The organism is uncultured Enorma sp. (assembly GCA_905210055.1).
Lineage (GTDB): Bacteria > Actinomycetota > Coriobacteriia > Coriobacteriales > Coriobacteriaceae > Enorma.
In genome coordinates this window covers 1-11,484 of sequence record CAJLVH010000051.1, presented here as the reverse complement: position 1 = coordinate 11,484, position 11,484 = coordinate 1, and the positions used below count along the sequence as shown (strand labels likewise).

8 protein-coding genes, 1 tRNA gene and 1 pseudogene are annotated in these 11,484 nt (G+C 63.2%); 7 read left to right on the top strand and 3 right to left on the bottom strand.

Annotation, left to right across the window (positions count from 1 at the left end; translation table 11 throughout):
- From QZ079_RS04835 to murJ, 4 genes and pseudogenes are all read left to right on the top strand, one after another.
- Nucleotides 1–375 (top strand): annotated as a pseudogene (locus QZ079_RS04835) (excinuclease ABC subunit UvrA); the annotation flags it as partial.
- Between the two features lie 128 nt (nt 376–503).
- Nucleotides 504–992, top strand: a complete 489-nt coding sequence (ybaK, locus tag QZ079_RS04830; RefSeq protein ID WP_297035794.1) for a Cys-tRNA(Pro) deacylase — start codon at nt 504–506, stop codon at nt 990–992.
- Between the two features lie 125 nt (nt 993–1,117).
- Complete coding sequence (locus tag QZ079_RS04825; protein ID WP_297035791.1) at nt 1,118–2,266, top strand: C40 family peptidase; 1,149 nt, start codon at nt 1,118–1,120, stop codon at nt 2,264–2,266.
- Between the two features lie 89 nt (nt 2,267–2,355).
- Complete coding sequence (gene murJ / locus QZ079_RS04820) at nt 2,356–4,014, top strand: murein biosynthesis integral membrane protein MurJ (protein ID WP_297035788.1); 1,659 nt, start codon at nt 2,356–2,358, stop codon at nt 4,012–4,014.
- A 99-nt stretch (nt 4,015–4,113) separates the two neighbouring features.
- On the opposite strand, the gene QZ079_RS04815 is transcribed toward murJ, so the two are convergent.
- Both QZ079_RS04815 and QZ079_RS04810 read right to left on the bottom strand, forming a co-directional pair.
- Nucleotides 4,114–5,313: a DegT/DnrJ/EryC1/StrS family aminotransferase gene (locus QZ079_RS04815; protein ID WP_291288411.1), complete on the bottom strand. Its 1,200-nt coding sequence runs from the start codon at nt 5,311–5,313 to the stop codon at nt 4,114–4,116.
- A 64-nt stretch (nt 5,314–5,377) separates the two neighbouring features.
- Nucleotides 5,378–6,622, bottom strand: a complete 1,245-nt coding sequence (locus QZ079_RS04810; protein ID WP_297035783.1) for an ATP-grasp domain-containing protein — start codon at nt 6,620–6,622, stop codon at nt 5,378–5,380.
- Nucleotides 6,623–6,895: 273 nt separating this feature from the next.
- Here QZ079_RS04810 and QZ079_RS04805 point away from each other — a divergent pair, with 273 nt between their 5' ends.
- Entirely contained in the window at nt 6,896–8,638 is a 1,743-nt protein-coding gene (locus QZ079_RS04805) for a hypothetical protein (RefSeq protein WP_297035780.1), read from the top strand.
- A 113-nt stretch (nt 8,639–8,751) separates the two neighbouring features.
- On the opposite strand, the gene QZ079_RS04800 is transcribed toward QZ079_RS04805, so the two are convergent.
- A tRNA-Thr gene (locus tag QZ079_RS04800) sits at nt 8,752–8,826 on the bottom strand.
- 111 nt (nt 8,827–8,937) lie between these two features.
- Here QZ079_RS04800 and QZ079_RS04795 point away from each other — a divergent pair.
- Complete coding sequence (locus tag QZ079_RS04795; RefSeq protein WP_297035778.1) at nt 8,938–9,909, top strand: peptidoglycan bridge formation glycyltransferase FemA/FemB family protein; 972 nt, start codon at nt 8,938–8,940, stop codon at nt 9,907–9,909.
- 12 nt (nt 9,910–9,921) lie between these two features.
- On the top strand, nt 9,922–11,484 hold a 1,563-nt coding region (locus QZ079_RS04790; protein WP_297035775.1), incomplete at its 3' end, for an excinuclease ABC subunit UvrC.

The following is an 11,484-nucleotide window of genomic DNA, read 5'->3' as shown; positions in this document are numbered from 1 at the left end:
TCCTCCACGACGCTCTCCGGCGGCGAGGCGCAGCGCGTGAAGCTCGCCAAGGAGCTGCACCGCCGCCAGACCGGCAAGACCTTCTACATCCTGGACGAGCCCACCACGGGCCTGCACTTCGAGGACGTGCGCCAGCTCATCGACGTGCTTCAACGCTTGGTGGACGCGGGGAACACGGTGCTCGTGATCGAGCATAACCTCGACGTGATCAAGGTGGCCGACCGCATCATCGACCTGGGGCCTGAGGGCGGCTCCGGCGGCGGGCGCATCGTGGTCTCGGGTACGCCTGAGCAGGTCGCCGCCTGCCCAGAGAGCTACACGGGTCGCTTCCTAGCGCCCATTCTGGAACGTGACCGTGCCCGCCAGGCAAAGTAACGTGTGCGAAAACCGCGCCATGTAAACAAGTCGCGGGGTTGATTGCACGCGACGGGGAAGCACCAGCCAATAACCTCCGTCCCAAATGGCGGGAACGGGGCGATTGCATATACCGGGGAAGGACGTCCATGGCCAAACGGGAGAAGCTGCAGAAGACGAACGCCATGCGCGAGCTCGACCGCGCGGGCATCGCATACGAGGTTCAAACGTACGAGGTCGATGAGAGCGATCTCTCGGGCATCCATGTCGCCGAGCAGCTCGGCGAGAATCCCGGTCAAGGTTTTAAGACCCTCGTCACCGAGAAGCCCAGCGGCGGTCATGTGGTGTGTTGCATACCCGTTGCCGAAGAGCTCGATCTTAAGCGCGCAGCCTCCGTGGCGGGGGAGAAGGCGCTCAGCATGATGCACGTGCGCGACCTTGTGCCGGTGACGGGCTATATGCGCGGGGGATGCTCGCCCATAGGTATGAAGAAGCGCTTCCCCACGATCATCGACGAGACCTGCGAGCTGTGGGACGAAATCTACATCTCCGGTGGCCGGCGCGGCGTGCGGCTCGCCGTCGCGCCGGACGACCTCGTGGCGTTCACCGGCGCCATCGTCGCCGCGATCACGCGATAGGATCTTGTCCACAGGCATTCTGTGAAGGTGCTTTGGTTATAGCTTGAAGAATCTCCAAACCCGGGCTCGGTGTTCGGTGTGCTTGCTATAGTTATGGCTGTTAGCGAATGAGAGGATCTTCCCCTATGCACTCGAAACACACCTCACGGGCTCTCACGCTGCTCGTTTCCGCTGCTCTTGCACTGGGTACGTTCCCGGTTTCTGCGCTCGCCACCCCTTCGAGCGAGCTTCAGGCGCAGGTCAATGAGGCGTATAGCACGCTTACCCAATATGCCAACGAGCTTGAGTCTGCGAGCAACGAGCTCTACCAGCTCCAGCAGGATCTCGAAAGCACGCAGCATGAGATCGCTCAGACCGAGGACGATATCGCCGAGCTCGAGGTGAAGCTCGAAGAGGGGCAGGAGAAGCTCTCCGAGCGTCTCGCCGAATCGTACAAGCAGGATACGTCGAGCAGCCCGCTTTCCGTGATCGTGGGCGCGTCCGATTTCGAAGAGCTTGTCACGAGGTTCTACTACGCCAACCGCATGATCGACTACGACTCCGAGCTCGTCGAGGAAGTCAAGTCGACGCGCGAAGAGCTTCAGCAGCGCCGCGAGGACCTCGCCGAGCAGGAGGCGGAGCAGCAGCAGCTTGTCGAAGAGCAAGAGCAGAAGACCGCCGAAATCCAGGCGAAGGTCTCCGAGCAGCAGGCGTATTACGAGGGGCTCGATAGCGAGCTCCAGCAGCAGCTTGCCGAAGAGGAAGCTCGCCGTGCCGCCGAGGAGGCTGCGCGTCAGGAGGCCGAGCAGGCCGACCGCGAAGAGCAGGGGAACAACGGCGATTCGAATGCCGATAACAGCGGCGGCAACAGCAACGGCGGCGGCAACAATGATTCCTCGAACACCGATTCCGGCAATGCGCCCTCGAGCGTGGTCGACATAGCGCTCGCGCAGAAGGGGAAGGGCTACGTGTTTGCGACCGCAGGACCCAACACATTCGACTGCTCCGGCCTGGTGACCTACTGCTACGGCCAGATGGGTATCTCGATCACCCACTCCTCGCAGGCTCAGTACAACATCGTGGCGGGGAAAGGCCATCTCGTGTACAGCACGAGCTACCTTTCGCCGGGCGATCTCGTCTTCTGGGGCCATGGCGGCAGCGGTAGTGCGATCTACCACGTGGGCATCTATATCGGTGGCGGACAGTATGTCCATGCTTCCTCGCCGGGTGTTGGCGTCGTGGTGAGCACGCTCTACACGGGCGGAAACTTCGCCGGCGGCGGCTCGCCGGTATAAGGCTGGCGGCGCCCGCGCGCAGCTCGATTCGGATCAGCGCCCTCGGTTGACGGGGGCGCTGTCATGTATAGGGGAGGTATGCGGAGAAGATGACGGAGCTCGAACCAAGGAGTGAGACCGCGGTGCCGATTCCCGGCCAAGAGTCCGAGGAAGAGGTCGAGGAGCTCGTATCGCGCAAGGCGAATGGCGCGAGCCTGCTCGTCATCATCAGCCGCATCACCGGCTTCGGTCGCACGATGGCGCAGGCGAACGCCCTTTCCGGCGCACTCATGTCGGTGGCGAGCTGCTATACCGTCGCCTCGAATCTGCCGAACATGCTGTACGAGCTCGTCATGGGTGGCATGCTCATCACGTCGTTTCTACCGGTATATCTTTCGGTGCGCGGCAAGCTCGGCCGTACGGGGGCGGCAGCGTACGCTTCGAACCTGCTCTCGCTCGTCCTCATCGTCATGGGCGTCCTTTCCGTGGCCTGCCTCATCTTCGCCGCGCCCATCGTGTGGACGCAGTCTGCAGGGGCGGATGCAGCCTTTGATTTCGAGCTCGCGGTCTGGTTCTTCCGCTTCTTTGCCTTCGAGGTGATCCTCTACGGCATGTCGTCGGTGATCTCGGGCGTGCTCAACGCCGAGCGCGATTATTGGTGGAGCACCGCGGCTCCCATCGTGAACAACGTCATCACCATCGCCTCGTTCTCGCTCTATGCCTTCTTGGTGAAGGGTGGCGTCGTGGGTTGGCTCGAGGGGCTCATCATCCTTGCTGTTGGCAATCCGCTCGGCGTTGCGGCGCAGGTCTTCATCCAGCTGCCTGCGCTGCGCAGGCACGGCGTTCGCCTGCGGTTCCGGGTTGATCTGCACGATCCGGCCATCAAAGAGACGCTCACCATCGGGCTCCCCACGCTCATCATCATGCTCTCGTCGTTTCCCACGAACGCCGTGCAGTCGTCGTGTGCGCTCCAGGTCACCGCAAACGGCGCCGCGATCTCGTATTATGCGCGCGTGTGGTACGTGCTGCCCTATTCCATCCTCGTGATCCCCATCACCACAGCCTTGTTCACCGAGCTCTCGAATTACCGTGTCGCCGAGCGCATGGATGCGTACCGCCGCACGGTCGCTTCGGGCATCCGCAAGGTCGGCTTCACCACGATTCCCTGCATGCTGCTGCTCATGACGTTCGCTCCCTACCTCGTCGCGATCCTTGGCGGTCTCGATGCGGAGGACGCGATGCTCACGGCAACCTACCTTCAGGTGCAGTCGCTCGCGCTGCCGTTCTACGGCGTGTCGACGTATCTGCAGAAGGTGTGCTCGTCGCTCATGCGCATGAAGATCTACATGGTTGCGAGCGTGGTTGCCGCCGTCATTCAAGTGGCGTTCTGCATCGTGCTCACGCCGATCTACGGGCTCTACGTCGTGCCGTTGAGCTCGACATTCCTCTTCTTCGCCGTGGATGTGATCTCGCTCATCTCGATTCGCCGCGAGATCGGCGCATTCGGGTTGCGCTCCATCGTGGCGCCGAGTCTCCGCGCCTTCGGTTTCGGCATTCTGGGCTCTGCCGTGGGCTGGGTTGTGCTCCACGTGCTCACCTTCGTTCTCGGTGAGCCGAGCGGTACGCTCATGGGCATCCTGTTCGTTGCGGGGGCCGGCATTCCGGCTATCGTGGCGTCGTTCGGCGTCGCGTATATGATGGGCGTCTCTGAATCACCCTTCTTCGATGGCATCTTCCGCCGCATCTCCCGCCTGCTCAAGCGGGCTTAGGTTGGAGCGTCGACCGGGCTGCCTCCCATCATGTTGTTAATTGAGAACATGATGGGAGACGGTGCGGCGAGATCGAATGGGCTGCGCAGAAAGCGGGTTTTATGCTTGGATGTGGCGGCGGACGATCTCGACCGCATCGGGTAGGCGCGCGATGTCGATATCGGTGGGAAGCCCCACGATGCCGCCGTAGCGCTTGAAGAAGTCTTGGTAGCGCGGATCGCCTTCTGACATGTTATAGGGTGCGAGCTCGAATGCACCGGGGTAGAACGGCATCCGGTACCAGTCGACGCAATACAGGTGGCTGCCGCGGAGCTCCGCGATGAGCGGATCCGCTGCGGCTTCGCTGGGAAGCACGATAGGGAAGCGGATGAGCGATTGCTCGCGAGCGACGGTGCGTGCCGCCTCGGGGATCTCGATGCCGTTAAGCCCCTCCAGCGCCTCGAGGTAGCCCTTCGTCCACGCGATGCGATTCGCTTCGTCCTCGTTGAGCGAAGAGAGGCCGTCGAGAATCCTCTGCGCGATCCACTCGCTCGGCAGGTAAGACGGATAGGGGAGGCGGCCGCGGCGTTCCATGTCCGCAACGGGCAGCTCAAGGCGGCCTGTTGCGGCAAGATGCGCCCTCGCCTGCCCGCTCACGGCGCGCGGAAGATGCGCGAGTACCCGGTTCTGATTGCGATAGCGGCGAACGGCGGCGTCGATCTTCTCGGGAAGCGGCGGCAGCGTCTCGAAGGCGCGGGTGAGCGCGGCGTAGAGGCCTGCATCGTCCATGGCGGGGTTCACCCAGATCGCTCCGCCGAACCCCACGCCGAGCTGCTTCTCGATGCCCATCGAATGGATGGAGATGTCGGCGATGGGCTTGCCTGCGGCGTCGCGCGCCATGCGGGCAACGCAGTGAGCGCTGTCCTCGACGAGAAGCGCCCCGGCGGCATGGGCCTTTGCGGCGCACGCAGCGGTCTTGGCACAATCGATCATGCCGTATGAGTGCTGCACGATCACCGCGCGCACATCCTCGTCCACCTCAAGCGCTTGAGCGTCGACGGTGAGCGTCGCAGGATCGATATCGGCGTATGCGGGCGCGAGACCAGACGCCACGATGGAGTCCGCCGCGGTGCAGCCGGTGAAGAGCGTCGTGACCACGCACCCTTCTCCGCGCACCTCGCGGAGGGTGCGGAAGACCTCGCGCATGCCGTAGCGGGCTTTGAAGACGAGGTGCCAATCGCATGCCCGGGTGCCGGTGCGCTGGGCGAGCGCCTCGCGCAGGTGTACGAGCGCGCTTCCGGTGGTATTCGATTGCGCCATGGCTGCTGCCTTTCACTCGAAGAGGCGGGTACGGCGGCGCATGGCCGCGGCTCCGCCCGGTTCTCTAGAACGAGGTGTCCGTCGCCTCGGGATAATAGCGTGCGAATTTCCTGAACTGGTTCTTCTCCGTGAGTTCGACGTCGATCATGCGACGGAGCCCTCGGTCGTGCGCATAGCGCTGCGGATCGAAGACGCGTTTTTGGCGGATGAGGTCGTCAACCTCGGCCAGGAGCGCCTTGTCGCGGACGTAGCGACGCAAAAGCGAGCAGGGAACGAGGGTGTAGAGCGCAGGGTTCTTGGCGATGCGCACCTCGTCGCCGGTATCGTCGAGCGCGTCGCGCACGAGCACTTCCATGGGGTTCACGCCGCCGGCGACGTTGTAGTAGGAGTTGCGACCCATGCGCGGGTTGCAGTCGAGGAACACCTCGCGCCCCGTGGCGGGGTCGCGCTTCACGTCGAAGTTCGCGAAGCCGCGGTAGCCTGCGTCGGCCAAGAGCGCGGAGGCACGCTCCCAAAGCTCGGGCTTCTCGCGAATGACCATGGCGACGGGGTTGCCGAGCATCGCGGGCGCGTGGTCCTCGAGGAGCACCTGCGCCGCTCCAAGCAGGCGCGGGCGTCCGTCGCGGCCGATGTAGAGCGTGAGCGAGTCCATGTAGGTGTCGTCGCCGCCGATGAGCTCCTGGACGAGGAAGTCGCCGGTGAAACCCGATGCTCGCAGTCCCTGCCACAGTTCGTCGAGCTCGGCCTGCTCAGTCGCGAAGTACACCTTCTTGAACCCTTTGAGCAACGTGTCGTAGTACCCGGCGGAGACCGCGGGCTTGGCCACGACGGGGAAGGGGATCGCGGAGGGCGCGATGGGCTCCGTTCCGGCGAGATGCACGACCTCGGTGCGCGGTGCCTCGAGCCCGTGCTTGCGGCAAAGCTCGGCAAAGGTGCCCTTGTCGCATACGGCATCGAACGCGGCTCGCGGCGGGATGGTGCATGATACATATTCGGGCAGATCGGCATGGAGCTCTTCGAGCGTCTCGATGAGCGGGTCCGTGTTCGCGACGAGCACGATTGTCTTGCTTGGATGCTGGGCGTGCACCTCTTCGAGCGCTTTGAGCAGAAGCTCCGGCGTATAGGCTTCGATGAAGCGGAGCTCAGCGAGTTTCGAGTGGGTGATCGCGCCGATGAAACCCGGGCCCAAGGCGATGCTCTTGATGTGGTAGGCTTCGTGGAATTCGCGGATGAGCGCGTACGACCCAATATCGCCGCCCAGGACGACGGGGATGAAATCGGTGCGTGTGGGCGTGACGGAAGCAGGCATGTGGTCTCCGTAGCTAGATGGATGATATTCGGCCGAGCGGCCGTTCAGTCGCCTGCGATTATAGCCTACTGGCGAAAAACCCCTTGAATTACCCGAATCTTCCAAAGTGTCCCGCGCGAGATGGCGGTGCATGACGGCATCGTCTTGCCCTGTCGACGCATCCGCTGGGTTTAGCCTGCATCCCAGTCCTTCGGCTTGCGGTTCGAACGGGTTTGCCGCGGATCCCGTCTGCATGCTGTTGTATGATGCTGCAAGCGTTCGAGGGAGCAAAGTATGGTGCAGACGGCAAAGCATATGAAGACTCAGACTGCTGAGGGAGAGCCCTCCCGTGCAGAATGGAGCGTCGTCGCCGCGTGCATCGCCGTAGCTGTGGCGATCGTGGCGCTCGTCTGCCTTATCCAGATGCCGAAGTACGCCATGCCGGACGATTTCATGCAGGATCTCTACGCACGTGGCGCGTATTTCGACACGCCCGGCTATCTCATGCTCTACTCGCTCGTGGCATTCAGCGCTCCCATATCGTGGCTCTATGCATTGATCCCTGCCGTTCCGTGGTTCCCCGTGGCGCTTCTCGCGCTCATCGCGATCTCGAGCGCCGCGATGGGGGTCGTGGTGCTCTCATCCCGCGCAGCGACGCCGCTCAAGGTGTTTTTAGCCGTCGCGCTCGCGCTCGCAGAGGTCATGGTCACGGTGTACCTCACCTATACGATCGTCGCCTTCGTCGCCACCGCGGCGGGCGTTGCGCTCGTGCTGCGGCGGGCGGCGTTCTGCAGGCCGCGCGGGTTCCGCGCCTCGGATGTCCTCTCATTCGCGCTCATCGTCGAGGGGTTCTCGCTGCGACCGGAGTCGGGCTTCGCTGCGATCGCGCTCTTCGTGCCCTTCCTCGTGTGGGCGATTATATGCAACCGCAACGCCCGCACCATGGCATTTGCCATGGGTGTCATCGCGGCGGTGGTGGTCTCCTATGCGGCGGGCATCATCGCCTGGCGGGTCACGCCGGGATGGGAGGAGTTCGAGCAGACGTTCAAAGCGGCGCAAGCCATCGCCGACTATCCCGAGGTCGATTATGCAGACGTGCAGGAAGTCGCTCCCGAGCTCTCCCAAACGGACGTTGATATGATCTACGAGTTCCTCTTCGTGGATGCGGATACCTACTCGCTCGACACCTTCCAGCGCGTCGGTACGGTGGTCGAAGACTACGGGATTCAAACGATGCTTTCGGGCATCGTCGCCCGTATATCGTTTACGGCATACGTGTTCGGGCTCGTGGTGGTGCTCTTCGCCACGGCGGGGTTCATCTGCGCTGCTCGGCGACTTTCCGCGGGCGCGTGCGCGCTAGCGCTTTCGATTCCCATCATCGCGGTTTGCGAGTTCCTCGTCATTTTCTTGCGTGCCCGCCTCAAGATCCACGTGTTCCTCCCCGTCTTCGTGGTGGCGCTCTTCGCGCTTGCGGTGTGCTGTCTCATTCCGACGAAGGGGGAGGACGATGAGCCCGCGCATCGGCTTGGGACATTCCTCGGCCGCGTGGTACCCGTGCTCGGCGTGGTCGCGTACGCGGGCGCGCTCGGTTTGCTCTGCCTCACCTATGTGCGACCGCTACAGGCGTCGCTCGCGAACGACCTCACGCCGCGCGCCGAGGCGTATCTCGCTGCGCACGAAGACGAGCTCGTGCTCTTCACCAATACGCAGGGCATCGTCATGAACGACGACATCATCTCGTTCGATTCCTGGGAGCAGCCGGAAAACGCGGTGTTCATCGGCGGGTACGAGTACTACACCCCCTCGTGGGAGACGTTCCTCGCGCGCGTGGGGCTTACGCGCGAGGGTTTCCTGCTCAACTTGGTGGATGCCGATGATATGGTCACGGTGAGCTACGCATACCAGGCCGAGCTGATCGCGACCTACCTCTCCGAGCATTCCGGTTCAAAGGTCGCGGCCGAGCAGGTGGAGAGCTTGGGCGAGACCACCTCCGGCGGCGAGGGCATCAGCGTCTGGCGGTATCGCACGGTTCAGTAGACGGCTCGTGTGGCAGGGATTATAGCGAATCGTTCGGCGAAAACCCTTCTGGGGAAATGATGCGTTGGGACATATACGAATAGCGCCGCTCGAAGGCGGCGCGAAGAGACTGCTGGAGCCGATGGCAGGAGTTGAACGCTGCATCCCCGGAAAACGAGACCGGTGCTCTAACGTTGAGCTACATCGGCATGTGCGGCTACCTATTATACCAATGTGTCATCTTGGTGCAAGGGAGCGTTCGGCAACGGCCGACATGATAGAGTAAGCGATTGGAAAAAACGAGGAGAGACGGGAGACTCATGGCTGAATACCGCGAGGTCACCGATGCACAGGCGTGGGACGAGATCGTCAATGCGCATGCTGGTCATCCCATGCAGGCATGGGGTTGGGGCGAGCTCAAGGAGCGCACGGGCTCCTGGACGGCTCGGCGCATCGTGGTCGAGCGCGACGGCTCGTTCGAAGGTGCCTGCCAGGTGCTCGTGCGGAAGCTCCCCTGGCCGTTCGGGCACATCTGCTATGCCCCGCGCGGGCCGGTAACGGACCATGCGGCGGATGTCCCACAGGTCGCCGACGATGTCGCCGCGTGGTGCCGTGCAAACGTCTCTGCCGTATCGCTCAAGATCGAGCCTGCCGTCACCGCACAGGAGGTGACGATGCCTGCCCCGTGGGAGCCTGCCGAAAAGATCACGTTGCCCAACACGGCCACCATCGACCTCGCTCCTACCGAAGACGAGATCATGGCCGGCCTTCACTCCAAGAAGGCGCGCCAGTACATTCGCAAGGCCGGTCGCTCCGGTGTGGAGGTTCGCCGCGCGACCGAGGCCGACCTCGATGCGATCATGGATATCTACCACCACACCGCCGAGACCGACGAGTTCTTCCTCCATTCCGACGAGTACTACCGCACGGCGTTCTCGGCATGCGCAGATGTGAACCAGGTGTTCATCGCAGAGATCGAGGGGCGGCCGCTTGCGTTTTTGTGGAACATCACGACCTCGGGCACAGCATTCGAGCTGTGGGGAGGCGTGACGGACGAAGGCAAGCGTCTGCGCGCGAACTACCTGCTCAAATGGCATGCCATGTGCACAGCGAAGGAGTCGGGCGCGGCGCTGTACGACATGAACGGCCTGCTCGAGGGTGGCGTGAGCACGTTCAAGCTGCTCTTTGCCGGTGAGCCCACGGTGTGGATCGGCACCTTCGACCGACCGCTCTCGCCGCTCTACCATGTGTGGGACGGTGCGCTCAAGCTCTATCGTCGTTTGTTCAAGTAGCTGGGATCGTCGATGAGCTCCGATCCTGGTTCCAAGAGCAGCGAGGAGACGGCGGGCGTGTCGACAGTCGGCATCCGTGCCGCCGCCCGTTTCTCCGGCACCGAGCATCTCGCGCGCCTCGCCGAAGAGGTCGCGCAGGTGCCTACGCAGCCCGGCTGCTATCTGTGGAAGGATGCTGCCGGCACGGTCATATACGTGGGCAAGGCCAAGAGCCTGCGTGCGCGCATGCGCCAGTACGTGACGCTTTCGGATGAACGCGCGAAGATCCCGCTCATGATGCAGCTCGTGGAGAGCTTCGATTACATCGTGGTGGATTCCGAGCACGAGGCGCTTGTCTTGGAACGCGAGCTCATCGGCCAGTATCGCCCATACTTCAACGTCGACTTCAAAGACGACAAGAGCTATCCCTTCATCGCCATCACGAGAAGCGACCGTTTCCCAGCGATCAAATACACGCGCGAGAAGCACAAGAGCGGCACGCGCTACTTCGGCCCGTATACAGACAGCCGTGCCGCGCGCGACGTGATCGACACCATCCGCAAGGTCATACCCATCTGCAGTGCTACCTGCGCGGAGTGGAAGCGCACGCGTCGGCTCATTGCGGCGCATGCGGGAGATGAGGACATCTTGGGTCTCATCTGCGCGCAGAAGGGGCGCCCGTGCTTCGACTATCACGTGGGGCGCGGCCCTGGGGCGTGCGTGGGTGCCGTGACGCCGGAGGAGTACGCGGGCAACGTGCGGCGCGTGGAGCGCTTCCTCTCCGGCCGTCGCCGCGAGGTGGTGGATGAGCTCAAAGCCGAGATGGCCGAAGCCGCCGCGGACCTCGATTTCGAGCGCGCGGCTCGTGTGAAGCGCCGCCTCGAGGTGATCGATGGCCTCGACGACCGTCAGCAGGTCGTCTTCCCCTCGCGGGTGGATATCGACGTCGTGGGGTTCTTCCGGGAGGAGACCATCGCCGGCGCGTGCGTGTTCGCCGTGCGCGACGGCCGCATGCAGCGCAGTTGCGAGTTCATCTTGGACAAGGGGCTCGATGTGGGCGAAGACGAGCTCGTCGCGGGCTTCATCAAACGCTACTACGACGAGACCTCCGACATCCCATCCGAGGTAGATGTGGCGGTTGACCTTGAGGACGCCGAGCTGCTGGGTGAGTGGCTCACGCAGAAGCGCGGGCACGTATGCCGGCTGCACCGTCCGCAGCGCGGCGAGAAGCGGCACCTGCTCGAGATGTGCGAGCGCAACGCCCGGCACGCTCTCGTGCGCTACATGATGCGCACGGGGTATGCGGACGACCGTACGAACCAGGCGCTCCTCGAGCTCGAGAGCGCGCTCGCGCTGCCTGCGCCTCCGCTGCGCATCGAGTGCTTCGACATTTCGACCATCCATGGTGCGTTTACCGTGGCATCGATGGTCGTGTTCACGAACGGCCGAGCGGATAAAGGGCAGTACCGGCGCTTTCGCGTGCGGAGTATCACCGGCGAGGCGAACGACTTCCTCTCCATGCAGGAGGTGCTGGGACGCCGCTATGCCCCAGAGCGCATGGCGGATGAGCGCTTTGGCTCGCGCCCGGATCTACTC